The following is a 23,907-nucleotide window of genomic DNA, read 5'->3' as shown; positions in this document are numbered from 1 at the left end:
CGAACCGTGATTGGACGCTTGCGCGGCACCCTGGCTGAAAAACAGCCGCCGCACCTGATTCTCGATGTAAACGGGCTGGGGTATGAGCTGGAAGTGCCCATGACCACCCTGTATCGCCTGCCGTCGGTCGGCGAGCCGCTGACGCTGCACACCCATCTGGTGGTGCGCGAAGATGCGCAATTGCTCTATGGTTTCATTGGCAAGCGTGACCGGGACTTTTTCCGCGAGCTGATCCGCCTCAATGGCGTGGGGCCCAAGCTGGCACTGGCATTGATGTCGAGCCTGGAAGTGGACGAGTTGGTGCGTGCGGTCTCCGCCCAGGACACGTCGGCACTGACCAAGGTGCCGGGGGTGGGCAAGAAAACCGCCGAGCGCCTGTTGGTGGAACTCAAGGATCGTTTCAAGGCGTGGGAGGTGGTGCCGAGCATGTTTGCCCTGGTGCCGAACCAGCCGGACATGCCGGCGGCGCAGGTCGCCAGCGCCGAAAGTGATGCGGTCAGCGCGCTGATTTCCCTGGGCTACAAGCCGCAGGAAGCCAGCAAGGCCGTGTCGGCCATCAAGGACAAGAACCTGAGCAGCGAAGACATGATCCGCCGAGCCCTGAAGGGAATGATTTAAGTGATTGAAGCTGATCGTCTGATCGCGGCCACCGGCCCGCGCGACCGCGAAGAAATCCAGGACCGCGCCATTCGCCCCCTGAGCCTGGCCGAATACATTGGCCAGCCCACCGTGCGCGAACAGATGGAGTTGTTCATCCAGGCTGCGCGCGGGCGCAGCGAGTCCCTGGACCACACGCTGATCTTCGGCCCGCCGGGGCTGGGGAAAACCACACTGGCCAACATCATCGCCCAGGAAATGGGCGTGTCGATCAAGTCCACCTCCGGCCCGGTGCTGGAGCGTCCGGGTGATCTGGCGGCGTTGCTGACCAATCTTGAGCCCCACGACGTGCTGTTTATTGACGAGATTCACCGGTTGTCGCCGATCGTCGAAGAAGTGCTGTACCCAGCCATGGAAGACTTCCAGCTCGACATCATGATTGGCGAAGGCCCGGCGGCGCGCTCGATCAAGCTCGACCTGCCACCGTTCACCCTGGTTGGCGCCACGACCCGCGCCGGCATGCTGACCAACCCGTTGCGAGACCGTTTCGGCATTGTTCAACGTCTAGAGTTCTATAGCACGGCGGATCTGGCGACTATCGTCAGCCGCTCGGCGAGCATTCTCGGCCTGCCGCTGGATCCTGAAGGCGCGTTTGAAATCGCCCGCCGGGCCCGTGGCACGCCGCGAATTGCCAACCGGTTGTTGCGTCGCGTGAGGGATTTTGCCGAAGTGCGGGCCAAAGGGCACATCACCAAGTCGGTGGCGGATCTGGCCTTGAACCTGCTGGATGTGGACGAACACGGCTTCGATCACCAGGACCGACGCTTGTTGTTGACCATGATCGAGAAGTTTGACGGTGGCCCGGTGGGCGTGGACAGCCTGGCGGCAGCTATCAGTGAAGAGCGCCACACCATTGAGGATGTGCTGGAGCCGTATCTGATCCAGCAGGGCTACATCATGCGTACCCCGAGAGGGCGGGTAGTGACGCGGCATGCCTATTTGCACTTCGGGTTAAACATTCCGTCACGATTGGGCGAGATGCCCGTGGTAGACGAATTCCTCGATGCAGTGGACGATTAAAAAGGTCACGCCAGTCGATTTATCTTAAGTTTGTGCTGTCCTAGTGGCTGGCGTCGTCATTCAGTCACTGCAAATGTTTCGATGGATGAAAAAACAGTTGCCCAGCCGGATTGGCAACCTGAGGAGTAAGCACTAGAGTATGCGCGCGCAAAACGGGGATCAGTCGTTCGCACATCGCTGTCGCGTTTATTACGAGGACACCGATGCAGGCGGCATCGTGTATTACGTCAACTACCTCAAGTTCATGGAGCGGGCTCGAACCGAGCGGCTACGGGAGCTGGGCTTTGCCCAGTCCCAGCTTGCGGGGGAGGACCTGTTGTTTGTCGTGCATTCCAGCGAGGCGCGCTACCACGCGCCGGCGCGGCTGGACGACGAATTGCTGGTCAGCGCAGAAGTAATCGAATTGAACCGTGTCAGCCTGCGTTTCAAGCAGCAGGTCAGGCGGGCAACGGATGCAACGCTGCTCTGCGAGGGGCAGTTCCTGGTGGCCTGTGTGCGCACCCATAGTTTGAAACCCCGGGCCATTCCCGAAGCTTTACGTGCGGCCTTTGCCGACGTAAGCGGCGCGGGTAAACAATCAAAGCAGGAGATTTAGCGTGGAACCTACCGTCGTCGACCATTCCTCCATGTGGAGCCTGGTCAGCAATGCCAGTGTTGTGGTTCAACTGGTCATGCTGACCCTGGTAGCCGCATCGGTTACCTCTTGGGTCATGATTTTCCAGCGCAGCAACCTGCTGCGCGCCGGTCGACGTGCCCTGGAGAGCTTTGAAGAGCGCTTCTGGTCGGGTATCGACCTGTCCAAGCTGTACCGCCAGGCCGGCAGCAACCCGGACCCGGACTCGGGCGTCGAGCAAATCTTCCGCGCCGGCTTCAAGGAGTTCTCCCGTCTGCGCCAGCAACCGGGCGTTGACCCGGAAGCGGTTATGGAAGGTGTGGCCCGTGCAATGCGTGTTGCCATCTCCCGCGAAGAAGAAAAGCTTGAGCAAAGCCTGCCGTTCCTCGCCACCGTCGGTTCCGTGAGCCCGTACATCGGCCTGTTCGGTACCGTGTGGGGGATCATGAACTCCTTCCGTGGCCTGGCCCAGGCGCAGCAAGCGACCCTGGCCACCGTCGCCCCGGGCATCGCCGAAGCGTTGATCGCCACCGCGATCGGCCTGTTCGCTGCCATTCCCGCAGTAATCGCCTACAACCGTTTTGCCGCGCGCGGCGAAAACCTGATTGGCCGTTACTACACCTTCGCCGATGAATTCCAGGCGATCCTGCACCGTAAAGTGCACACCAGCGAAGAATAAGCAGGTATTTCCCGATGGCTTTAATCACTCGAGCACGCACCAAGCGCAAGCCGGTCGCCGAGATGAACGTGGTGCCTTACATCGACGTGATGCTGGTGCTGCTGGTGATCTTCATGGTGACCGCGCCGATGCTCAACCAGGGTGTGAAGGTTGACCTGCCCAAGGTTTCCAGCGAAGCCTTGCCCCAGGACAACAACACCCAGGTGCTGACCATTTCGATCAAGTCCGACAAGACCTATTACTGGAACCTTGGCAGCGAAGTCGACACTCAGAAGCAACAGGACAAGGCGTTGACCCTGCCGGCCATGACCGATGCGGTGACCAAGATCATCCGTTCCGGCAACGAAGGCGGCAAGCACACCCAGGTCTTCATCCGCGGTGACAAGGCGGTCGACTACGGCTCCGTCATGGGCGCCATGGGCGGGCTGCAGAAGGCCGGCGTGGGTAACGTTGGCTTGATTACCGAGGCGCCCTGATGCAGCAACAGCGAGAGCCGTCCGCCTCGGAAAGCTACTTCTGGCCTAGCGTCTGGGCAATTGCCCTGCACGTGCTGGTGTTTGGCATGCTGTTCGTCAGCTTTGCCATGACGCCGGAGCTGCCGCCAGCCAAGCCGATCGTGCAGGCGACCCTGTATCAGCTGAAATCGAAAAGTCAGGCCACTACCCAGACCAATCAGAAGATTGCGGGTGAGGCCCAGAAGTCGGCTGCGCGCCAGACTGAAGTCGAGCAGATGGAACAGAAGAAGGTCGAGCAGGAAGCGGTGAAGGCTGCTGCGGAACAAAAGAAAGAAGAGGCGGCTCAAAAGGCCGAGGAATCGAAAAAGGCTGACGAGGCCAAGAAAGCTGACGAGGCGAAAAAGGCGGATGAAGCCAAGAAAGCCGAGAAAGCTGCCGAAGCCAAAAAGGCCGAAGAGAAACAATTGGCTGATATAGCCAAGAAGAAGTCTGAAGAAGAAGCCAAAAAGGCTGCCGAAGAAGAGGCCAAGAAAAAGGCCGCTGAAGAAGCCAAGAAAAAGATAGTCGAAGACGCGAAGAAGAAAGCCGCCGAAGACGCCAAGAAAAAAGCTGAAGCAGACGAGGCGAAGAAAAAAATCGCCGATGACGCGAAGAAGAAAGCTGCCGCCGACGCCCAGAAGAAAAAGGCCCAGGAAGCAGCGCGCAAATCCGCCGAAGAGAAAAAGGCCCAGGCCCTGGCAGACTTGCTTTCCGACACGCCTCAACGTCAGCAGGCCCTGGCCGATGAGCGTGGTGATGAAGTCGCGGGCAGTTTCGACGACCTGATTCGGGCGCGGGCAGCAGAGGGTTGGACACGTCCACCTTCGGCGCGTAAAGGCATGACAGTAGTGCTGCAGATCGGCATGTTGCCGGACGGTACGGTGACTTCGGTCAGCGTGGCCAAGTCCAGTGGTGACGGTTCGTTCGACAGTTCGGCGGTTGCCGCGGTCAAGAACATTGGCCGGTTGACCGAGATGCAGGGAATGAAACCAAGCGACTTCGCTCCCTATCGTTCATTCAAGATGACATTCACACCTGAGGATCTAGCCTTGTGAGAAACCTTCTTCGAGGAATGCTTGTCGTTATTTGCTGTATGGCAGGGATAGCGGCGGCGGATGAAAAGAACATCCTGGTCACCAGCGGTAGTGATCGGGCCACCCCGATCGCGGTAGTACCGTTTGGCTGGCAGGGCGGCAGCGTGCTGCCGGACGACATGGCCCAGATCGTCAGCGACGACCTGCGCAACTCCGGTTACTACGCGCCGATTCCGAAAGGCAACATGATCAGCCAGCCGACCCAGGCCAGCGAAGTCATCTTCCGTGACTGGAAGGCCGTGGGCGCCCAGTACCTGATGGTCGGCAGCATCACGCCGGCCGGTGGTCGCCTGCAGATCCAGTACGCGTTGTTCAACGTGGCCACCGAGCAGCAGGTTCTGACCGGCAGCGTTTCGGGCACCGCCGAGCAACTGCGCGACATGGCTCACTACATTTCGGACCAGTCGTTTGAAAAACTCACCGGTATCAAGGGTGCGTTCTCGACTCGCCTGCTGTATGTAACGGCTGAGCGTTTCTCCGTAGACAACACTCGTTACACCCTGCAGCGTTCGGACTACGACGGTGCGCGTGCGGTGACCCTGCTGCAATCGCGTGAGCCGATCCTGTCGCCGCGCTTTGCGCCGGACGGCAAGCGTATTGCCTATGTGTCGTTTGAACAGAAGCGCCCGCGCATTTTCGTTCAGCACATCGACACTGGCCGTCGTGAGCAGATCACCAACTTTGAAGGCCTCAATGGCGCGCCAGCCTGGTCGCCGGATGGTTCGCGCCTGGCGTTCGTGCTGTCCAAGGATGGCAACCCGGATATCTACGTGATGAACATGGCTTCGCGCCAGATCACCCGCGTTACCAGCGGCCCGGGCATCAATACCGAACCGTTCTGGGGTAAGGATGGCTCGACCATCTATTTCACCTCCGACCGCGGCGGCAAGCCACAAATCTATAAAACGAGCGTTGGCGGTGGGGGTGCGGAACGCGTGACCTTTATCGGTAACTACAACGCCAACCCCAAGCTTTCGGCTGATGAAAAGACGTTGGTAATGATTCACCGTCAGGATGGTTTCACTAATTTCCGGGTTGCGGCCCAGGATTTGCAGCGTGGAACGGTAAAAATCCTCACAGATACTAACCTTGATGAGTCAGCTACTGTTGCGCCCAACGGCACCATGGTAATCTACGCCACCCGCCAGCAGGGCCGGGGAGTCTTGATGCTCGTGTCCATTAATGGACGCGTAAGGCTCCCGCTTCCTACCGCACAAGGCGAAGTCAGAGAACCGTCCTGGTCCCCTTACCTGAACTGACGCGGCGCTACAAAAAGATTTGCTTAACACACTGGGGTTCATTAGGAGTTTCACGATGGAAATGCTGAAGTTTGGTAAGTTTGCTGCTCTGGCTCTGGCTCTGTCCGTAGCCGTTGGTTGCTCGTCTAAAGGCGGCGACAATGCCGGTGAAGGCGCAGCTGTTGATCCAAACGCTGGTTACGGCGCTAACACTGGTGCAGTTGACGGCTCCCTGAGCGAAGAAGCTGCTCTGCGCGCTATCACCACTTTCTACTTCGAATACGACAGTTCTGACCTGAAGCCAGAAGCCATGCGCGCTCTGGACGTTCACGCCAAGGACCTGAAAGCTAACGGCGCTCGCGTTGTTCTGGAAGGTAACACTGACGAACGTGGTACTCGCGAGTACAACATGGCTCTGGGCGAGCGTCGTGCGAAAGCCGTTCAACGCTACCTGGTACTGCAAGGTGTTGCTCCAGGCCAACTGGAACTGGTTTCCTACGGTAAAGAGCGTCCAGTTGCTACTGGCCACGACGAGCAGTCCTGGGCTCAAAACCGTCGCGTCGAACTGCGTAAGTAATTCGTCATGCGAACGTGCCGTCGTGCTCTGACTGTATTGGCTCTCAGCCTCGCACCGCTTGCGGTGTGGGCTGCGGTTCCCGTGGAAGATAGCAACTCTGGCTATAACAATAGCGGGAGCAGCTATCCCCCGGCAGGTTATGGCACGAACGGCGCCTATGCGGGGGGAGCGGCAACGTCCGCTCCCTCGGCACAGGGCGAACTGTTCAACCAGCTGCAACGCATGCAGGATCAATTGTCGCAGCAACAAGGCACCATTGAGATCTTGCAGAACCAGGTTAATCAGCTGAAGCAAGAAGGCCTGGAGCGTTACCAGGATCTTGATCGACGCATTGGAGCCGGCGTTACACCTGCCGCAACTCCTGATAATTCTTCTGCCGGTGGCGCGCCAAGTGCCGCCGCCGGTGGCGCAGCAGCGGGGGCTGCAGCCGCAAGCCAAGCCCCTGCCGCCAGCAGCGAACCGGGTGATCCGGCGAAGGAAAAGCTGTACTACGACGCAGCTTTCGACCTGATCAAAGCCAAGGATTTCGACAAGGCCAGCCAGGCCTTCACCGCATTCCTGCGCAAGTACCCGAACAGCCAATACGCGGGCAATGCCCAGTACTGGCTGGGTGAGGTCAACCTGGCCAAGGGCGATCTGCAAGGTGCCGGCCAGGCTTTTGCCAAGGTCAGCCAGCTTTACCCAAAGCACGCCAAAGTACCTGATTCGCTGTACAAACTCGCTGACGTGGAGCGCCGCCTGGGTCATACCGACAAGGTCAAAGGCATTCTGCAGCAGGTGGTTGCCCAATATCCGGGTACCTCCGCTGCCCAGTTGGCTCAGCGGGACTTGCAGCGCTTGTAAGCGCAGCTTGCCCGTTTAGAAGAAACCCGCGCCTGGCGCGGGTTTTTTCGTTAGAATCCACGCCCTTTTATGAAACACGCTTTTTGGGGCCTGCGCGTTGGCGGGGTCCCTTGAAGTGCCTGACGGAGGCGGACAGCCTGTTTAGCTGTTACGCCCGTGGCGACTATGCAAGACACATTACGTATTACCGAAGTTTTTTACTCGTTGCAGGGTGAAACGCGAACGGCTGGCCTGCCCACTGTATTTGTGCGGTTGACCGGCTGCCCGTTGCGCTGCCAATACTGCGACAGCGCCTACGCCTTCAGTGGCGGCACCGTGCGCACCCTCGACGACATCCTTGAGCAGGTTGCTGGCTTCAAGCCGCGCTACGTCTGTGTGACCGGTGGCGAGCCTCTGGCCCAGCCCAACGCCATCCCGTTGCTCAAGCAGCTGTGTGACGCCGGTTACGAAGTCTCCCTGGAAACCAGCGGCGCCCTGGACATCTCGGCGGTAGACCCGCGAGTAAGCCGCGTGGTCGACCTCAAGACGCCAGGTTCCAAAGAGGCGCATCGCAACCTGTACGACAACATGGACCTGTTGACGGCCAATGATCAGGTCAAGTTCGTGATCTGTTCCCGTGACGACTACGACTGGGCGGCTTCCAAGCTGATCCAGTACGGCCTCGACCGTCGCGCAGGCGAGGTACTGTTCTCGCCCAGCCACCATGACCTGAACGCCCGTGAACTGGCTGACTGGGTAGTGGCGGACAACCTGCCGGTGCGCCTGCAGTTGCAGCTGCACAAATACCTGTGGAACGACGAGCCGGGGCGGTGACATGGTTGACCAGAAGCGAGCGGTCATCCTGCTGTCCGGCGGCCTCGATTCCGCCACCCTGGTGGCCATGGTTCGTGCCGAAGGCTATAGCTGCTACACCCTGGGCTTTGATTACGGCCAGCGTCACCGTGCCGAGCTGGCTGCCGCCGCACGGGTCGCCCATGACCTGGGTGTGGTCGAGCACAAGGTGATCGGCCTCAACCTCAATGGCATCGGCGGCTCGGCGCTGACCGACAGCAGCATTGAGGTACCCGAGGCGCCAAGTGAAGGCATTCCGCTGACGTATGTGCCGGCGCGCAACACTGTGTTTCTGTCCCTGGCCCTCGGCTGGGCGGAAGTGCTGAACGCCCGCGATATCTTCATCGGCGTCAATGCGCTGGACTACAACGGTTACCCGGACTGCCGCCCGGAGTACATCGCGTCCTTCGAGCGCATGGCCAACCTGGCGACCAAGGCCGGTGTGGAAGGGCAAGGCTTCCGTATCAGGGCGCCGCTGCAGAACATGAGCAAGGCGGATATCGTGAAGACTGGCGTAGGACTTGGCGTCGACTACGCGCTGACAGTTTCCTGCTATCAGGCAGACGATTCCGGCCGTGCGTGTGGGAAATGTGACGCCTGCAGGCTGCGAGCCGAAGGCTTCAAAAACGCCGCAATTGCGGACCCAACGCGTTATTTCTGATTTATTTCAAATAAGGTGTTGAATAATCCTTAGAAATCAGTATTATACGCGCCACCACACAGCGGGTCGTTAGCTCAGTTGGTAGAGCAGTTGGCTTTTAACCAATTGGTCGTAGGTTCGAATCCCACACGACCCACCATATTTGGCGGTTTAGAAAATCCGGAAGGCCCACGCAAGTGAGGATTTCCGGGTTTTTTTTTGCCTTGTAAAAAAGCCGCCTGCAAGGGGCGGCTCATGTCCTGGCGTCAGGGCGCTTAGCCAAATCGTCCCGTAATGTAATCTTCCGTCTGCTTCATTTTCGGCGTGGTAAAGATCTGGTCCGTCTTGCCATGCTCAATCAATTCCCCCATGAACATAAACGCGGTGCTGTCCGACACCCGCGCGGCTTGCTGCATGTTGTGGGTCACGATGATGACCGTGTACTGCGCCTTCAACTCGGTAATCAGTTGTTCGATGCGCCCGGTCGAAATCGGGTCAAGGGCCGATGTCGGCTCATCCAGCAGCAACACCTGTGGGCGCAGCGCAATGGTGCGTGCAATGCACAGCCGTTGTTGCTGGCCGCCGGAGAGGCTTTGTGCACTCTGGTTGAGTTTGTCTTTGACTTCGTCCCACAACGCGCCGCCGCGCAAGGCTTGCTCCACGCGGTCGTTCATTTCTCTGCGGGACAACTTTTCGTGGTGGCGCACGGCGTACGCGATGTTGTTGTAGATCGACATCGGGAACGGCACCGGTTTTTGGAACACCATGCCCACATGGCTGCGCAGGCGGTTCATCGAATAGCCCGGCGCCAGGATGTTTTCGCCATTGAGCAGTACTTCGCCCCTGGCTTCCTGTTTCGGGTACATCGAGTAAATGCGGTTGAACACACGCAGCAAGGTGGATTTGCCACAGCCGGAAGGGCCGATGATGGCGGTGATGCGTTTTTCCGGAATATCGATGTCGATGGACTTCAAGGAGCGCTGGTTGTTGTAGAAAAACTCCAGCCCGCGCACACGAATTTTGGTTTTTTCGGGATCAATGCCAATGGCGTCCATCAGTGAGACCTATTGCGTAAAAGGATCAGGCGAGATGCCAGGCTGAGTATCAGCACGAACAACGTCAGGACCAGCGCGCCGGCCCAGGCCAAGGCATGCCAGTCGTCGAACGGGCTCATGGCGTACTGGAAAATCACCACGGGCACGCTGGCGATCGGCTTGAGCAGGTTGCTGCTCCAGAACTGGTTGCCGAACGCGGTGAACAGCAGGGGCGCGGTTTCCCCGGTGATGCGGGCGAGGGCCAGCAAAATGCCGGTGACGACACCGGCCTTGGCTGCCCTGAGCACGATTTGCAGGGTCAGCTTCCACTGCGGCACGCCCAGGGCCAGTGCGGCCTCGCGCATGGTCGAGGGTTGCAGTTGGAGCATTTCGTCGGTGGTGCGCACTACCACCGGAATCACCAGCAAGGCCAGGGCCAGCGCGCCGGCGAGGGCGGAAAAGCCCACCTGGTGATTGGTCAGCAGGTTCAGTGGCAGTATCACGGCGGTGTAGACGAACAGCCCTAGCACGATCGACGGTGCCGACAGCAGGATGTCGTTGATGAAGCGCACCGTAGTCCCCAGGCGTGAATGCCGCGCGAATTCGGCCAGCCAGATGCCAGCCATCAGCCCGATGGGAGTACCGATCACCAGGGCGATGACTGACATCAGTGCACTGCCGTAAAACGCGTTGGCCAGCCCGCCTTCGGTGCCGGGCGGCGGGGTCATCTGGCTGAACAGGCGCAAGTTCAGCGCCTGGAAGCCATTGATGATGGTCGTCAGCAGAATCCACGCCAGCCACAGCAGGCCGAAGGCGGTGGCGCCGCAACTGAGGAACATCGCCACGCCGTTTTTCAGCGCGCGTTTGCGATACAGACGTTCGTTGGCGTTCATAGGCCTTCCTTGCGAGACAGGCGCATCAGCAGCAGCCGCGCCAGCGCCAGCACCACAAAAGTCACGATAAACAGCAGGAAACCCAACGCGATCAGCGCGGAGCGATGCAGGTCGGTGTAAGCCTCGCTGAACTCGTTGGCGATGACCGAAGCGATGGAACTGCTCGGCATCAGCAGCGAGGCGGAAAACTGCTGCGCGTTCCCCAGCACGAAGGTCACCGCCATGGTCTCGCCGAGGGCACGGCCCAGGCCGAGAAAGATGCCGCCGACCACCGCCGAGCGGGTGTAGGGCAGGACGATGTCCCACACCACTTCCCAGGTCGTGCTGCCCAGTGCGTAGGCGGATTCTTTCAGTTGCGTGGGCACGCTGCGAAACACCTCATGCATCACTGACGTGATAAACGGCATGATCATCACCGCCAGCACGATGCCGGCAGTGAGCATGCCGATGCCCAGCGGCGGCCCCTGAAACAGCGAGCCGACAAAGGGCAGGGCGCCCAGGTAATCGTTGATGTAAGGCGACAGGTACTCGGCCATGAACGGCCCGAACACAAACAGGCCCCACATGCCGTAGATGATCGAGGGAATGCCGGCGAGCAATTCGATGGCCGACGCCACCGGCATTTTCAGCCAGGGTGGCGCAACCTCCGTGAGAAAAATCGCAATGCCGAAACTCACCGGCACCGCAATCAGCAGTGCCAGGAACGAGGTCACCAGGGTGCCGTAGATCGGCACCACGGCGCCAAAGTGATTGTTGACCGCATCCCATTCGGTGCTGGTGATAAAGCCAAAGCCGAAGGTGCGGAATGCCTGGCTCCCGCCCCAAAGCGTCGAGGCCGCGATGCTGGCGAGCAATAGCAGCACCAGCATCGCGGCCCCGAACATCGAGCGTTTGAACCACAGGTCGTGGCGTTGGTCGCGCGCAGCGCGGTGGTCGCCGGCTGTGTCGCTGGCGTGAGTAGTCATAACCAGGGGTTGGACGGTGTCATTCATATCAGATGTGCTCACCGCCTTCCCCGTTTATGAGGAAGGCGGTCGTAGGGCGAATCAGTTAGTGAAGTCAGACTTCCAGTAACCTTCGATTCGCGACACCAGGGAGTCCGGCAGCGCTACGTAGTCCAGGGCCGCCGCCTGTTGTTGGCCTTTTTCCAGCGACCACTTGAAGAAGCTGAAGGCGGCCTGGCTTTGCTCGGCGTTCTTCGGCTGCTTGTACATGATGATCCAGGTAGTGGCGGTGATCGGCCAAGCGCCTTCGCCCGGCGCGTTGGTCATGATCAGGTTGAAGTCCTTGGCGTTGGCCCAATCGGCAGTGTCGGCGGCGGCCTGGAAGGCCTTGGCATTAGGTGCGACGAATTTGCCCGCAGCGTTTTTCAACTGGGCGTAGGTCATTTTGTTCTGGAGGGCGTAGGCATATTCCACGAAACCGATGGAGTTCTTGATCTGCTTCACGTAGGCCGAAACGCCTTCGTTGCCTTTGCCGCCCACACCCACTGGCCATGGCACGGTGGTGCCAAAACCGACTTTGGTCTTCCAACTGTCGTTGACCTTGGCCAGGTAGTTGGTGAAGTTGTAGGAGGTGCCCGAACCGTCAGAGCGGTGCACCACGGTGATGTTCGCCACCGGCAGGTTCAAGCCCGGGTTGAGAGCGGCGATGGCCGGGTCGTTCCAGGCCTTGATGTCACCGAGGAAGATTTTTGCCAGTACGTCGCCGTCGAGTTTCAGTTGGCCTGCGGCCACGCCTTCGACGTTCATCACTGGCACGATGCCGCCAATCACGCTGGGGAACTGGCCCAGGCCGCCGGCTTTGAGCTCTTCGGCTGACAGCGGGGCGTCGGAGGCGCCGAAATCCACAGTGGCCGCTTTGATCTGGGCAATACCGCCACCGGAACCAATCGACTGATAGTTGATGCGGTTGCTGGAGTTTTTGCTGTAGTCCTGTGACCACTTGGAGAGCACAGGGTAGACGAAGCTGGAGCCGGCACCGGTGACGTCGGTGGCGTGGGCTACGCCACTCAGGCACAGGGCGGTCAACAGCACAGACAGACTTTTTTTGCTCGGCAACATCACGACAACACCTCAAGGGAAGGGGTAAGTGGAAGGGTCCACCTGTCTAAGACGTGACGATTTAATTCCTGATATATGTCTGTTTAATGACGGTTTGGCTTTATGAAGAAACATTTAGAAATGTTTGCGACTGATGGCCGAGGCGCCTTCAACCCTTGGGCGTTTCACTTTTCTCGATGAAGTACTGGCAGATCAACCGATCCTCGCGCAAACACTGTTCGCTTGCGGGCATACCTGTGGCTTCTGAAAAGAACGCCGCCATTGCCCGGCACACGCATTGTTCCTCGCGTACCACGCTGCCGACCGGGCAGGTGAAGTTGCGCACCATCACACCGCCTTCCTGCGCCACGGCCTCGGTGCTGGCGCCCAGGGCGTCGGCTGCAGCCATGGCGGAACGCAGGCCGCTGTCGAAAGTGGCAGGGTTGGCCAAGCCCGCGCGCTGGGCCAATTGGCGGCCGGTCTGTTCCAGCACTTCGCCCAGTTCGTCAGCGTTGTAGCGATCCTTGAGGGTTGCCAGCAGTTGCGTCAGCAGCACTTGGTAAGCCGTTGAGGTGACGTCTTCGCTGCCCGGCGCGGCCTCAAACACCACCGGCGGTTTGCCGACCGTATTCGGTGGGCGGATTTTGCTGCGGCGCACCAGGCCTTCGGACTCCAGCTGCTTGAGCTGCACGATCACCGCGTTGCGCGTCACGGCCAGGTGTTCGCACAGCTGCACCACGGTCAGGGGCTCGCGCTGGAGGAGCTGCAGGATGTCACTTTTGGTACTCACGAGCGGCACGGTTCACTGGCAGATTGGAGGGCTGAGTATACCGCCATAAATCGGCTGGCGAGGATAAAAAACAATAATGACAAATTATATTGTCATTATTGTTGTTAGGTGATTAGAATTCGCCGAAATCACCCACCCGCAGGACATAACCATGAAAAAAGCCCAGCGTTTACTGATTGCACTTCCATTCGCCTTTACCTTGTTCGGCAGCGCGATGGCGCAAGACGCGCCGCAGCAATCCACTCCAACTCAGTTGGTGGATGCGCTCAACGGCGTGTTCGGCCAGCACGCCGGCGCTCGGGCGGTGCACGCCAAAGGCATCGTGCTGGAAGGGCGTTTCACTCCGAGCCCGTCTGCGGCGTCCATCAGCAAGGCCGCCCATTTGCAGGCCACGTCAGTGCCGGTCACCGTGCGTTTTTCCAACTTTGCCGGGATTCCGGACATTCCGGACAACCACGGCCTGGCCAGCCCGCGCGGTCTGGCGGTGCGCTTCGCCCTGCCGGACGGCGGCAGCACCGATATCGTCGCTCACTCGTTCAATGGCTTCCCGTCGCCGACGGCCGATGACTTCCGTGACCTGCTGATCGCCCTCGGCACCAGCGGCCCGGACGTGGCCAAACCCACGCCGCTGGACGCCTACCTCGGTACCCACCCGGTGGCCAAGGCCTTCCTCACCGCGCCCAAGCCTGCGCCGCAGAGCTTCGCCACGCTGCCGTACTACGGCGTGAACACCTTCAAGTTCACCAACGCGGCAGGCAACGTCACCTTTGGCCGTTACCAATTCCTGCCGGTCAGTGGCAGCCACTTCCTGACCGAGGCGCAAACCGTCAAGGCCAAACCGGATTACCTCAGCGCCGAGATCCAGCAGCGCGTCGGCAAAGGTCCCGTGCGCTTCAAACTGGTGGTCCAGGAAGCCGCGCCGGGTGACAAGCTTGACGACCCGTCGATCGCCTGGCCGGCCAGCCGCCCGGTGGTAGAGCTGGGCACCCTGGAAATCACCCGTGCCGTGGCCGACAACGTCGCCGCGCAAAAAAGCCTGATGTTCCTGCCCAATAACGTACCGGCCGGCATCGAGCCGCAAGATCCGATGATCAACGCGCGTTCCGCCGCCTATCCTGTTTCATTCGGCCGTCGGCAATAAGCCTTCGTCCTGCCTATAAGAACGAGGAAACCCTGATGAGTCTGATACCGAACAATTCACTGATCACCGCCACCCCGGAAGAGGGGCGCGAACTGGCGATCAAAATGGCGCGGCTGGTGATCAAGGCCACGCAGCCCGACGAAGCGGTGCGCGGTCGGCTGCGCGATGTGTATGCCAATGATGCGGCGATGCTGATCAGCATCGGCCAGGTGGTTGCGACCGAGTTTGCAACCATTGCGGCGGCCAACAAGTACTGGAACCCGTAACGCAAAAAAGGCAGCCACCGCTGGACGCCGATCAATTAAGGGTTGGCAAAATACTTGTGGCGAGGGAGCAAGCTCCCTCGCCACAGGGATGCGATGCCTTCAGGCTTTTTAACTGACGGGTTTAGCCACCCCCAGAGTGGTTGTCCAGACGCGGTTTTATTCCCTGCAGGTTGAAAAATATGTTGCGTGCAAGGGGGGTGACTCTATGGGAGATTGGTCACCACTTCATTTTCAGCAGGGGATATTCCGATGAGCGTGATCCAGCGTTTGCAGCAACTGGGCATCGTTTTGCCAGAGCCAATCAACCCGTTGGGCTCCTACAAAACGCTCAGTCTGACGGGTAACCAATTGCACGTATCCGGCCTCGGGCCGTTTGAAAACGGCAAGCCACTGACCGGCATCGTCGGCGACAACCTGTCGATTGAACAGGGCCAGCATGCCGCGCGCCTGACCCTGCTGATGATTCTGGCGTGTATCGAACAGACCTTCGGCCTGGACAACATCCAGCGCTGCGTGCGTCTGACGGTTTATGTGCGCGCCACCCAATCCTTCACCCAGCACCCGAGCATTGCCAACGGCGCCAGCGACCTGCTGCTGGACGTGTTTGGTGCCGACCAACTGCCTGCTCGAAGTGCCTTGGGCGTTTACTCTTTACCGATGGGTATTCCCGTTGAAATTGACAGTATCTTTGAGATAAAACCAGTCAGTCACAAACCGGTTAAAAAGTCATAACGAGTAACGGGATAACCGCCAAAGTCGTTGAAATACATGGGATTGTCGGACAATCCTGCGCATGAAAAACTCTTCATAATCGGCCCGCTCGAACGTTGGTAGTTTTCGCATCGCTGCCCAATAATTCGAGTCCTAATAATGAATAAAAAAACTCTAAAAGGCGCCTTGGCGCTCTCCATTTCGCTCGCCTCCACACAACTGTTTGCCGGTGGTTTTTCACTCAATGAACAAAGCGTCAGTTCAATGGGTACTGGCTACGCCGGTCGTTCTTCTTCCGCCGATGACGCCAGCACGGTGTTCGGCAACCCGGCGGGCATGTCCCGCATTAAACAGAATGAAGTGAGCATCGGGGCGACCTACCTTGATGCCTCTTCGCACATCAAAGACGCCAGTTCCTCACAAGGCGGCCAGGATAACCCTGGCACCAACAAGGGTGACATGGTCCCCGGCATTGCCGTGCCGATGGGCTATCTGGTCACGCCAATCGACGAACACTGGGCGTTTGGCCTTGGGGTCTACGCGCCGTTTGGCTTGATCACGGACTATGAGCACAGCTTCCAGGGCAACGGCTTTGGCAACAAGAGCAAGGTTCAGGTCATCACCGTGCAGCCAACGGTCAGCTATGCCTTCAACGACAAGGTTTCGGTAGGTTTCGGCCCGACGTTCAACAAGATCAGCGGCGAGCTGGATTCCAAAGTGCCGGCCTTCGGCCTCGGCACTGAAACCGCCAAGATCAAGGGCGACGACACCGCCACGGGTTTCAACGCCGGTATCCTGGTGCAGGCCCTGGACACGACGCGCATCGGCGTCACCTACCATTCGCAAGTGGTCTATCACCTGACCGGTCACACCAATGCCTCTGGCGTGCTGACCGACCTCCTCGACGGCGGGCCGCAGAAGTACGACGCCAAGCTCAACGTCACCACGCCATCTTCCGTGGACTTCTCGGTGACGCATCAGTTGAGCGATGCCCTGACCCTCTATGTGGGCAGCACTTACACCCGCTGGAGTCAGTTGAAAAAGATCACGGTCAACAACTCCGGCGTGTCCGACATTACCGCTGAGTTGGCAGGCCTGGATTCGATTACCGAAGAGCAGCACTGGCACGACACGTGGTCCCACGCTATCGGCCTGTCGTATCAGCTCAACAAGCAACTGGTTCTGCGCACGGGCTTCTCCGTTGACCAGACACCGACCAACAACACTGATCGATCCGTACGTATTCCTACGGGCGATCGCACCGTATTCAGCCTCGGTGCCGGGTGGACGCCTGTGGATAACCTGACCTTTGACGTGGCCTATTCCTACCTGAAGGAAGAGCCAATCAAGGTGCACGACAACAATCCTCAGTTGGCGCTGACCTACGACGCCAAGTATGAAAACAGTGCCAATGGTTTTGGTGGTTCGGTGACTTACCGCTTCTGATCTGTGGATAACGGCAAAGGGCCAGTTTTTTGGCGGGGTCCTTTGTCGTAAGTTTTGACCTCAATGCTGTCAATCGCGGCATGTCTTGGTTAGATTGAAGACTAATCAGCTTTTAGGACACGGACTGTCATGACTACGCTAACGCCGATCATCGCGACCAATCCCCTCATTCTTCGCGCCGCCACGACCTCACCGCCGGCAGCGCTTGCGAACACCCTCGACGTCTCACCGGCCCGGCCGTCTTCCGTGGTCAGCCTTGGAAATCCCGTGGCCGACGTTATCGATCTCTATTCCAAAAACGGGCAGCTCCCCGGCCGCGAAACCGTGTGGGCCTGGGAAAACGATATTCAGGACGCAGTCACCCAGGTGATCAGCCAACGCTTCGGTTCAATCTCCACGGCCAGCCGTTACAGCGGCCTCGGTGCTGCGTTGGTGGATCAGTTCACCGGGGGCGGCGGGGCGGGGATTTCACAATCGGTGCTCAACACCACGGCAGAGCGTGCCGTTGATACGGGCGGGATCAAGGCCGACCATGCGGTGTTGCACAGCAAGGCCGACAACCAAATCAGCCTCAGCATCAAGACCGCCAGCGGCAAGACGGTGACGTTCAGCCTGTTCAGTCAGAAACACGGCTTGGGCGTGCAGGCCACCGTCGACGGCGGCGATTTGACCGCGGATGAACTCAAGGCCGTCGGCCAATTGGGGGCGGCGTTCCAGGCGTCGGTCGATGGGTTGACCGCCGTACCGCCGAAACTCGACCTGAGCAAACTGACTCAGTTCGACACCCACGTGCTGAAGTCGGTGGACCTCGCCGCCAAGCTCAAAAACCAGGCGGACGAGGACCTGAGCCTGGCGTTCCACGCCGACAGCCAAACCCGCACCACACGTATGAGTGGCCCGGCTGGTGACATCGACCTGGCCGTAGACCTGAAAAACACCGCAATACAGGGTGACGCCAAACAGCAAGCCAACGCGCTGAAAACCTACCTCGCCCAGTTCGACCGGGTGCAAGAGCGCGGTAGCGCCAATGCTGATTTGATGGCGATGTTCAAGGATGCGTTCAGCGCCATGAACAGCAACTATCCCCAACGCCCTGGCGCAACGAATGCATTGAGCAACAACCCGAACGACAAAGGTTTGCTGACAGGGCTGGCGGACTTCAAGGCTTCGATCAAGCAGGCCGTCGGTGCGTCCAACGCAATGCGTCCTAAGGAAGTCGACAGCTTCTCCTACACCGTGTCGCAGAACACCCAGGTCAATGGCCGCAGCAGCGCGGACCGCAGCGTGACCCAGAACCAGCAGTCGGTGCTGTCGGCAAACTTCCACAAAAGCCTCAGCGGTGGCGAGCCACCGGTGTTGGATGGCACCCGCGAATCGCAGAACTACCTGTATGTGCACGTGCAGGACAAGGCCAGCAGCACCGCGAGCTTCTCCTATAAGGATGGCCAACTGGCGAGTGCTTCTGTGTCGCAGTCGGCGGTGCAGAACACCCGGACCCAGAAGTACGAGATGGCCCAGTTGGTGTCAGACACGGTGGTGCCCAAAGATGGCTCATCCAAACGCGACTACCTGGCGTTGCTGGAGCACGCAGCCCAGGCAGTTGAAAAGTCCAAGGACGCGCGGGAGCAATCAACCTTGAAAGACGCCCTGGCGGCCATGCAGGATTCGGTGCTGCTACATGACTATCCCGCTGTACTGATGTACTGAGGTTGCGCGCCACGAAAGCGGGAAGGCTCATCACTGGGCCTTCCCGTTTTTTTTGCCCGACAGGCGTGCGCCTGGATGCCAGATTAGGCTTTTGAATCGATTCGATATTCTGTAGCCTTGCGCAGCTTCACCCGTGCTTGATGAACACAATCACTTCGTCCGGCGGCGCCCGAAGGGCTCCAGAGCCGGTGGTACACTCGACTTTCGCGCAACTGCGCCTGCAGGTCTTGCGAACATGACGCAAATTTCCGAACGCCTTCTGGTTCAAGCCCACCTCGACGCCAAGCAGCCCAAGGCCTTGAGCGCCGATGAAGAGGCGAGCCTGCGCGCCGCCATCGCCGCCGAGCTGAAAGCTCAAGACGCGGTGCTGGTTGCCCACTTCTATTGTGACCCGGTGATTCAGGCCCTGGCCGAAGAAACCGGCGGTTGCGTGTCCGACTCCCTGGAAATGGCCCGCTTCGGCGCGGCTCACCCGGCCAAGACCGTACTGGTGGCCGGTGTGCGTTTCATGGGCGAGACCGCCAAAATTCTTACCCCCGAAAAACGCATCCTCATGCCGACCCTGGAAGCCACGTGCTCGCTGGACCTGGGCTGCCCGGTGGATGAGTTTTCGGCATTCTGCGACCAGCATCCCGAGCGCACGGTGGTGGTCTACGCCAACACCTCGGCGGCGGTCAAAGCCCGTGCCGATTGGGTGGTGACCTCCAGTTGCGCGCTGGAAATCGTCGAAAGCCTGATGGATAACGGCGAGACGATCATCTGGGGCCCGGACAAGCACCTGGGCACCTACATTCAGCGCCAGACCGGTGCCGACATGCTGCTGTGGGACGGCGCGTGCATCGTCCATGAGGAATTCAAGTCCAAGCAGCTTGAAGACATGAAGGCGCTGTACCCGGACGCCGCGATCCTGGTGCACCCGGAGTCGCCGACGTCGGTGATCGAGCTGGCCGATGCGGTGGGGTCCACCAGCCAGTTGATCGCCGCAGCACAGCGCTTGCCGAACAAAACCTTCATCGTGGCCACCGACCGCGGCATCTTCTACAAGATGCAGCAGCTGTGCCCGGACAAGGTCTTCGTCGAAGCGCCCACCGCCGGCAACGGCGCTGCGTGCCGCAGTTGCGCACATTGCCCGTGGATGGCGATGAACACGCTGGAGCGTACGCTGCAGTGCCTGCGCGAGGGCAGCAACGAGATTTTCGTCGAGCCGTCGGTCATCCCCCACGCCGTGCGCCCGCTCAAGCGCATGCTGGATTTCACCCAGGCTGCACGCCTCAAACTTGCCGGTAACGCCTGAAATGTGGGAGCTGGCTTGCCTGCGATAGCGGTCTATCAGTCAATATTGCAGTGACTGCACTGACGCTCTCGCAGGCAAGCCAGCTCCCACAGTTGTTCTACGGTGTTCTTGGGCTACTTCTTCTGCTTCGGAATCCGCACCAACTGCGTGTCCGAGTAGATGTCATGCCAGCTGCGTTTGCGCTTATCAAACAGCGACCAGACAAACCCCAGCCCCACACACAACCACGACGCAATCGACACCACAAACCGCAGCAGCGCCTGCCACAGGCTGATGCGCGAGCCGTCGGCGTTTTGCACGCGTACGCCCCACACCTGCATGCCCAGCGTCTGCCCGGAATGGGTCCAGAATTTGGCAAAGAAGCCGAACAGCACAAACAACAAAATCGTCGACAGCAAGGGGTCACCGTCCAGCGCGCCGGACTCGGTCAGCGTGCGCATTTTGGCTTCGCCCACAAATGCGATCCACACCAGCTTGTAGAGGAATGCGGTGACGATCAACAGGGCGGTGCACAGCAGGAAGTCATAGAACATCGCTGCCAGGCGCCGTCCAAGGCCGACGGGGGGAAACTCGCCCTGAGGGTTCAGCAAGGGTTTGGACATGGCAGGGCTCTCGGAATAAAACAGCCATTCTACGAACAAACGCGCATAAAAAAGCCCCTGATGTCACCATCAGGGGCTTTTTGTAGCAGGAAGGATCAGCCTTCTGCTTGTACTTCGTCAGCCTGCATGCCTTTCTGGCCTTGCACAGCAACGAAGGTCACTTTCTGGCCTTCTTTCAGGCTCTTGAAGCCGTTGCCCTGGATAGCGCGGAAATGGACGAACAGATCCGGACCGCTTTCTGGAGTGATAAAACCAAACCCTTTCTCGTCGTTAAACCACTTGACGGTACCGCTCTGACGTTCAGCCATTTTCTTCTTTCCTTTGACGCTAAAAATTAATGACAGCCCCTTTCACATGAAAGAGTACTGGGCTGAGTTGCAGGAAAGTAAGAGACATCGAACGGGTTGTAGCAAACTTCTTAAGCTACTGCCCAGGTCCAGGTTCCAAGCGACCCATGCAAACACAGTGACCAAACTCTACGCCAACTAATAGAGAAAAAACAAGCCCTGGCAAAAGCCTTGGTTTTGCTTGGCTTGATGATACTTTTATCCACAATGTGGATCCCTTTTATTCGATAGAGTTGGTCACTTGTTATAGGTTAGTTCCTATTGTATTGACTATCGTCAATGCACTGTTTTATGGCGGTTGCGTGACAGTTTAGTGCACGCCGACGCAACAGCGTTACTTATAGGAACAGTCCATCAGCCGCGATAGTAACGTTGCGGTACAAATGGCATTTTACTTACACGCAGAGGCACCTTTTTCCCACGTACCAATGCAGACACTTCGGTATCCAGAGCGATGAAAGCGCTGTCCAGATAACCCATGGCCAGCGGGCCGCCCAACGTGGGGCCAAAGCCGCCGCTGCACACGCGGCCGATCACCGTGCCCTTCTCGTCGACGATTTCTGCGCCTTCGCGCACCGGTGTGCGCTCTTGTGGCAGCAGGCCTACGCGCTTGCGGCTCACGCCGGCTTGCTGCTGAGTGAAGATGCGGTCGGCGCCCGGGAAACCGCCGGCACGCACGCCCTCGGCACGACGAGCCTTGGAGATCGCCCACAGCAGGCTGGCTTCAATCGGCGTGGTGTCGGTGTTCATGTCGTGGCCGTACAGGCACAGGCCGGCCTCCAGGCGCAGCGAGTCACGGGCCCCCAGGCCGATGGCCTGCACTTCGGTCTCGGCCAGCAGGCTGCGCGCCAGGCTCTCGGCGTTGGCAGCGGGTACGGAAATTTCGAAACCGTCTTCACCGGTGTAGCCCGAGCGGCTGACGTAGCAGTCCACGCCCAGCAGGCGCAGGGTGGCAAATTGCATAAACGTCATTTTGGTGACTTCCGGCGCCAGGCGCGCCAGCACTTTCACGGCTGCCGGGCCTTGCAGGGCGAGCAGGGCGCGTTCTTCAAACAGCGGCTCAATGGTGCACTGGTCACCGATGTGCTTGCGCAGGTGGGCCAGATCCTGGTCTTTGCAGGCGGCGTTGACCACCAGGAACAACTCGTCGTTGCCCAGGTTGGCCACCATCAGGTCGTCGAGAATGCCGCCCTGTTCGTCTGTGAACATGGCGTATCGCTGCATGCCCACGGGCAGGTCGATAATGTCGACGGGCACCAGAGTCTCCAGAGCCTTGGCGGCATTGGCGCCGGTCAGGCGAATCTGGCCCATGTGCGACACATCAAACAGCCCGGCCTGATCGCGGGTATGCAAGTGTTCTTTCATCACGCCCAGCGGGTATTGCACCGGCATGTCGTAGCCGGCGAAGGGCACCATGCGGGCGCCCAGCTCAATGTGCAGCGCGTGCAATGGGGTTTTCAACAGGGTTTCGGTGGACATATTCAGCTCCTGAAAAACGTGCTGGCGCGCCTTGGGCATCAGCACTCGATAATGTTGACCGCCAAACCGCCACGGGCGGTTTCCTTGTATTTGCTTTTCATGTCGGCGCCGGTCTGGCGCATGGTGCGGATGACTTTGTCGAGGGACACAAAATGCTGCCCATCCCCGCGCAACGCCATGCGCACCGCGTTGATTGCTTTGACTGAGCCCATGGCATTGCGCTCGATGCAGGGCACCTGCACCAGCCCGCCAATCGGGTCGCAGGTCAGGCCGAGGTTGTGTTCCATGCCGATCTCGGCGGCGTTTTCCACCTGGGAAACCGTGCCGCCCAACACTTCACACAGCGCGCCGGCCGCCATCGAGCAGGCCACGCCGACTTCGCCCTGGCAGCCGACTTCGGCCCCGGAGATCGACGCGTTTTCCTTGTACAAAATGCCGATGGCGGCAGCGGTGAGCAGAAAGCGCACCACGCCGTCTTCGTTCGCGCCAGGAATGAAGCGCATGTAGTAATGCAGCACCGCCGGCACAATCCCGGCCGCGCCGTTGGTGGGCGCCGTGACCACGCGCCCGCCGTTGGCGTTTTCTTCGTTGACCGCCAGCGCGTAGAGGTTGACCCAGTCGAGTACCGACAACGGATCGCGCAGTGACGATTCCGGGTTCTTGCACAGCTGGCGATGCAACGCCGCTGCACGACGCTTGACCTTCAAGCCGCCCGGCAGGATCCCTTCGTTGCGACAGCCCGCGTCTACGCAGTCTTGCATCACCTGCCAGATCTTCAGCAACCCGGCACGGGTTTCCGCTTCGGGGCGCCACGCACTTTCGTTGGTCAGCATGACCTGGCTGATGGACAGCCCGTAGGTGGTGCAGTGGTTCAGCAAATCCTTGCCGTGCTTGAACGGAAAGGTCAGCGGTGTGGCGTCTTCAACGATTCGGTCAGCGCCGGCAGCGTCTTCATCCACCACAAACCCGCCGCCCACCGAGTAATACTCGCGGCTGCGGATCTGGATATTGGCGGCGTCGAAGGCGCGAAAAATCATGCCGTTGGGGTGGTAGGCGAGGGGTTTGCGAATCATCGCCAGGTGTTCTTTCTCGTTGAACGTAATGCTGTGTTCGCCGAGCAGGTTCAAGCGGCCGTCTTGACGCATCTGCGTCAGGCGAGTGGCCACGGTTTCAGTGTTCACGGTGTCCGGGTGTTCGCCTTCCAGGCCCAGCAACACCGCCTTGTCGCTGCCGTGGCCTTTGCCGGTGGCGCCCAGCGAGCCGTAGAGTTCCACCTTGATGCCGGTGGTGGCGCTCAGCAGGTTGTCGCGCTTGAGGCCTTCGACAAACCGGGCTGCGGCACGCATCGGGCCGACGGTGTGTGAGCTGGAGGGGCCGATGCCAATCTTGAACAGGTCGAACACGCTTAAAGACATGAGTTGTTCTCCGGTTTCTTATTATTTTTTGAAGGTAATCGGTCCAACTGTGGA

General features: G+C 59.4%; 26 protein-coding genes and 1 tRNA gene. 18 read left to right on the top strand and 9 right to left on the bottom strand.

Annotation, left to right across the window (positions count from 1 at the left end):
* Positions 1 to 6 precede the first annotated feature (6 nt).
* The 12 genes from ruvA (at position 7) to ATI14_RS00390 (ending at position 8,846) form a co-directional block, all read left to right on the top strand.
* Positions 7 to 618 carry a Holliday junction branch migration protein RuvA gene (gene ruvA, locus ATI14_RS00445; RefSeq protein WP_016973269.1) on the top strand — a complete coding sequence of 204 codons (612 nt, stop codon included), beginning with the start codon at positions 7 to 9 and terminating at the stop codon, positions 616 to 618.
* Positions 619 to 1,677, top strand: coding sequence for a Holliday junction branch migration DNA helicase RuvB (gene ruvB / locus ATI14_RS00440; RefSeq protein WP_016973268.1), 1,059 nt, complete (start codon positions 619 to 621; stop codon positions 1,675 to 1,677).
* Between the two features lie 139 nt (positions 1,678 to 1,816).
* The gene (gene ybgC, locus ATI14_RS00435; RefSeq protein ID WP_016973267.1) at positions 1,817 to 2,272 is read left to right on the top strand and encodes a tol-pal system-associated acyl-CoA thioesterase; all 456 of its coding nucleotides are present in this window, start codon (positions 1,817 to 1,819) and stop codon (positions 2,270 to 2,272) included.
* Between the two features lies 1 nt (position 2,273).
* Positions 2,274 to 2,969, top strand: coding sequence for a protein TolQ (tolQ, locus tag ATI14_RS00430; protein WP_010208111.1), 696 nt, complete (start codon positions 2,274 to 2,276; stop codon positions 2,967 to 2,969).
* A 23-nt stretch (positions 2,970 to 2,992) separates the two neighbouring features.
* Complete coding sequence (gene tolR / locus ATI14_RS00425; protein ID WP_161634127.1) at positions 2,993 to 3,445, top strand: protein TolR; 453 nt, start codon at positions 2,993 to 2,995, stop codon at positions 3,443 to 3,445.
* Positions 3,445 to 4,518, top strand: a complete 1,074-nt coding sequence (gene tolA, locus ATI14_RS00420) for a cell envelope integrity protein TolA (protein ID WP_016973266.1) — start codon at positions 3,445 to 3,447, stop codon at positions 4,516 to 4,518. Before tolR ends, tolA begins: the two co-directional genes overlap by 1 nt.
* Positions 4,519 to 4,535: 17 nt before the next feature.
* Entirely contained in the window at positions 4,536 to 5,816 is a 1,281-nt protein-coding gene (gene tolB / locus ATI14_RS00415) for a Tol-Pal system beta propeller repeat protein TolB (protein WP_032806332.1), read from the top strand.
* A gap of 55 nt (positions 5,817 to 5,871) precedes the next feature.
* A complete protein-coding gene (gene pal, locus ATI14_RS00410; protein WP_003209827.1) occupies positions 5,872 to 6,372 on the top strand; it encodes a peptidoglycan-associated lipoprotein Pal in 501 nt (166 codons plus the stop codon).
* Positions 6,373 to 6,378: 6 nt separating this feature from the next.
* Positions 6,379 to 7,215 (top strand): tol-pal system protein YbgF, encoded by an 837-nt coding sequence (gene ybgF / locus ATI14_RS00405; RefSeq protein WP_016973264.1) that lies wholly within the window; start codon positions 6,379 to 6,381, stop codon positions 7,213 to 7,215.
* A 165-nt stretch (positions 7,216 to 7,380) separates the two neighbouring features.
* Positions 7,381 to 8,028 carry a 7-carboxy-7-deazaguanine synthase QueE gene (gene queE, locus ATI14_RS00400; protein ID WP_016973263.1) on the top strand — a complete coding sequence of 216 codons (648 nt, stop codon included), beginning with the start codon at positions 7,381 to 7,383 and terminating at the stop codon, positions 8,026 to 8,028.
* Between the two features lies 1 nt (position 8,029).
* Positions 8,030 to 8,707 carry a 7-cyano-7-deazaguanine synthase QueC gene (queC, locus tag ATI14_RS00395; protein WP_016973262.1) on the top strand — a complete coding sequence of 226 codons (678 nt, stop codon included), beginning with the start codon at positions 8,030 to 8,032 and terminating at the stop codon, positions 8,705 to 8,707.
* A gap of 63 nt (positions 8,708 to 8,770) precedes the next feature.
* Positions 8,771 to 8,846 (top strand) — tRNA-Lys (locus tag ATI14_RS00390).
* A gap of 115 nt (positions 8,847 to 8,961) precedes the next feature.
* On the opposite strand, the gene pstB is transcribed toward ATI14_RS00390, so the two are convergent.
* From pstB to ATI14_RS00365, 5 genes are all read right to left on the bottom strand, one after another.
* Positions 8,962 to 9,741: a phosphate ABC transporter ATP-binding protein PstB gene (pstB, locus tag ATI14_RS00385; protein WP_080520186.1), complete on the bottom strand. Its 780-nt coding sequence runs from the start codon at positions 9,739 to 9,741 to the stop codon at positions 8,962 to 8,964.
* Positions 9,741 to 10,613: a phosphate ABC transporter permease PstA gene (pstA, locus tag ATI14_RS00380; RefSeq protein ID WP_016973260.1), complete on the bottom strand. Its 873-nt coding sequence runs from the start codon at positions 10,611 to 10,613 to the stop codon at positions 9,741 to 9,743. Before pstA ends, pstB begins: the two co-directional genes overlap by 1 nt.
* A complete protein-coding gene (gene pstC / locus ATI14_RS00375; RefSeq protein ID WP_016973259.1) occupies positions 10,610 to 11,605 on the bottom strand; it encodes a phosphate ABC transporter permease subunit PstC in 996 nt (331 codons plus the stop codon). Before pstC ends, pstA begins: the two co-directional genes overlap by 4 nt.
* Positions 11,606 to 11,659: 54 nt before the next feature.
* Positions 11,660 to 12,676 (bottom strand): phosphate ABC transporter substrate-binding protein PstS, encoded by a 1,017-nt coding sequence (gene pstS, locus ATI14_RS00370; RefSeq protein WP_016973258.1) that lies wholly within the window; start codon positions 12,674 to 12,676, stop codon positions 11,660 to 11,662.
* Between the two features lie 148 nt (positions 12,677 to 12,824).
* On the bottom strand, positions 12,825 to 13,445 hold the full coding sequence (locus ATI14_RS00365) for a helix-turn-helix transcriptional regulator (protein ID WP_042918674.1): 621 nt from the start codon (positions 13,443 to 13,445) through the stop codon (positions 12,825 to 12,827).
* Positions 13,446 to 13,596: 151 nt separating this feature from the next.
* Between ATI14_RS00365 and ATI14_RS00360 the strand changes: the two genes are divergently transcribed.
* The 6 genes from ATI14_RS00360 to nadA all read left to right on the top strand — a co-directional run bounded on the left by ATI14_RS00360 (position 13,597) and on the right by nadA (position 20,010).
* Entirely contained in the window at positions 13,597 to 14,586 is a 990-nt protein-coding gene (locus ATI14_RS00360) for a catalase family peroxidase (protein WP_016973256.1), read from the top strand.
* Between the two features lie 35 nt (positions 14,587 to 14,621).
* Positions 14,622 to 14,852, top strand: a complete 231-nt coding sequence (locus ATI14_RS00355; protein ID WP_016973255.1) for a hexameric tyrosine-coordinated heme protein — start codon at positions 14,622 to 14,624, stop codon at positions 14,850 to 14,852.
* A gap of 249 nt (positions 14,853 to 15,101) precedes the next feature.
* Positions 15,102 to 15,584, top strand: coding sequence for a RidA family protein (locus tag ATI14_RS00350; protein WP_016973254.1), 483 nt, complete (start codon positions 15,102 to 15,104; stop codon positions 15,582 to 15,584).
* 138 nt (positions 15,585 to 15,722) lie between these two features.
* Positions 15,723 to 17,009 (top strand): OmpP1/FadL family transporter, encoded by a 1,287-nt coding sequence (locus tag ATI14_RS00345; protein WP_016973253.1) that lies wholly within the window; start codon positions 15,723 to 15,725, stop codon positions 17,007 to 17,009.
* A gap of 267 nt (positions 17,010 to 17,276) precedes the next feature.
* Entirely contained in the window at positions 17,277 to 18,716 is a 1,440-nt protein-coding gene (locus ATI14_RS00340) for a hypothetical protein (RefSeq protein WP_016973252.1), read from the top strand.
* 235 nt (positions 18,717 to 18,951) lie between these two features.
* Positions 18,952 to 20,010 carry a quinolinate synthase NadA gene (gene nadA / locus ATI14_RS00335; RefSeq protein ID WP_016973251.1) on the top strand — a complete coding sequence of 353 codons (1,059 nt, stop codon included), beginning with the start codon at positions 18,952 to 18,954 and terminating at the stop codon, positions 20,008 to 20,010.
* A 113-nt stretch (positions 20,011 to 20,123) separates the two neighbouring features.
* On the opposite strand, the gene ATI14_RS00330 is transcribed toward nadA, so the two are convergent.
* The 4 genes from ATI14_RS00330 to ATI14_RS00315 all read right to left on the bottom strand — a co-directional run bounded on the left by ATI14_RS00330 (position 20,124) and on the right by ATI14_RS00315 (position 23,853).
* On the bottom strand, positions 20,124 to 20,612 hold the full coding sequence (locus ATI14_RS00330; RefSeq protein WP_016973250.1) for an RDD family protein: 489 nt from the start codon (positions 20,610 to 20,612) through the stop codon (positions 20,124 to 20,126).
* Between the two features lie 95 nt (positions 20,613 to 20,707).
* The gene (locus ATI14_RS00325; RefSeq protein ID WP_003365337.1) at positions 20,708 to 20,920 is read right to left on the bottom strand and encodes a cold-shock protein; all 213 of its coding nucleotides are present in this window, start codon (positions 20,918 to 20,920) and stop codon (positions 20,708 to 20,710) included.
* Positions 20,921 to 21,313: 393 nt separating this feature from the next.
* Positions 21,314 to 22,438 carry a glycine cleavage system aminomethyltransferase GcvT gene (gene gcvT, locus ATI14_RS00320; RefSeq protein ID WP_031320218.1) on the bottom strand — a complete coding sequence of 375 codons (1,125 nt, stop codon included), beginning with the start codon at positions 22,436 to 22,438 and terminating at the stop codon, positions 21,314 to 21,316.
* A gap of 38 nt (positions 22,439 to 22,476) precedes the next feature.
* A complete protein-coding gene (locus tag ATI14_RS00315; protein ID WP_016973248.1) occupies positions 22,477 to 23,853 on the bottom strand; it encodes an L-serine ammonia-lyase in 1,377 nt (458 codons plus the stop codon).
* Positions 23,854 to 23,907: the final 54 nt, after the last annotated feature.

The sequence above is a fragment of the Pseudomonas tolaasii NCPPB 2192 genome (assembly GCF_002813445.1).
In the GTDB taxonomy this organism is placed as follows: domain Bacteria; phylum Pseudomonadota; class Gammaproteobacteria; order Pseudomonadales; family Pseudomonadaceae; genus Aquipseudomonas; species Aquipseudomonas tolaasii.
This window is presented reverse-complemented; position numbering and strand designations above follow the sequence as displayed.

Coding starts and splice junctions, on each gene's coding strand:
- ybgC (WP_016973267.1), top strand. CDS start 1,817: ATGCGCGCGCAAAACGGGGATCAGTCGTTCGCACATCGCTGTCGCGTT.
- tolA (WP_016973266.1), top strand. CDS start 3,445: ATGCAGCAACAGCGAGAGCCGTCCGCCTCGGAAAGCTACTTCTGGCCT.
- tolB (WP_032806332.1), top strand. CDS start 4,536: ATGCTTGTCGTTATTTGCTGTATGGCAGGGATAGCGGCGGCGGATGAA.
- pal (WP_003209827.1), top strand. CDS start 5,872: ATGGAAATGCTGAAGTTTGGTAAGTTTGCTGCTCTGGCTCTGGCTCTG.
- ybgF (WP_016973264.1), top strand. CDS start 6,379: ATGCGAACGTGCCGTCGTGCTCTGACTGTATTGGCTCTCAGCCTCGCA.
- queE (WP_016973263.1), top strand. CDS start 7,381: ATGCAAGACACATTACGTATTACCGAAGTTTTTTACTCGTTGCAGGGT.
- queC (WP_016973262.1), top strand. CDS start 8,030: ATGGTTGACCAGAAGCGAGCGGTCATCCTGCTGTCCGGCGGCCTCGAT.
- pstB (WP_080520186.1), bottom strand. CDS start 9,741: ATGGACGCCATTGGCATTGATCCCGAAAAAACCAAAATTCGTGTGCGC.
- pstA (WP_016973260.1), bottom strand. CDS start 10,613: ATGAACGCCAACGAACGTCTGTATCGCAAACGCGCGCTGAAAAACGGC.
- pstC (WP_016973259.1), bottom strand. CDS start 11,605: ATGAATGACACCGTCCAACCCCTGGTTATGACTACTCACGCCAGCGAC.
- pstS (WP_016973258.1), bottom strand. CDS start 12,676: ATGTTGCCGAGCAAAAAAAGTCTGTCTGTGCTGTTGACCGCCCTGTGC.
- ATI14_RS00360 (WP_016973256.1), top strand. CDS start 13,597: ATGAAAAAAGCCCAGCGTTTACTGATTGCACTTCCATTCGCCTTTACC.
- ATI14_RS00355 (WP_016973255.1), top strand. CDS start 14,622: ATGAGTCTGATACCGAACAATTCACTGATCACCGCCACCCCGGAAGAG.
- ATI14_RS00350 (WP_016973254.1), top strand. CDS start 15,102: ATGAGCGTGATCCAGCGTTTGCAGCAACTGGGCATCGTTTTGCCAGAG.
- ATI14_RS00345 (WP_016973253.1), top strand. CDS start 15,723: ATGAATAAAAAAACTCTAAAAGGCGCCTTGGCGCTCTCCATTTCGCTC.
- nadA (WP_016973251.1), top strand. CDS start 18,952: ATGACGCAAATTTCCGAACGCCTTCTGGTTCAAGCCCACCTCGACGCC.
- ATI14_RS00330 (WP_016973250.1), bottom strand. CDS start 20,612: ATGTCCAAACCCTTGCTGAACCCTCAGGGCGAGTTTCCCCCCGTCGGC.
- ATI14_RS00325 (WP_003365337.1), bottom strand. CDS start 20,920: ATGGCTGAACGTCAGAGCGGTACCGTCAAGTGGTTTAACGACGAGAAA.
- gcvT (WP_031320218.1), bottom strand. CDS start 22,438: ATGTCCACCGAAACCCTGTTGAAAACCCCATTGCACGCGCTGCACATT.
- ATI14_RS00315 (WP_016973248.1), bottom strand. CDS start 23,853: ATGTCTTTAAGCGTGTTCGACCTGTTCAAGATTGGCATCGGCCCCTCC.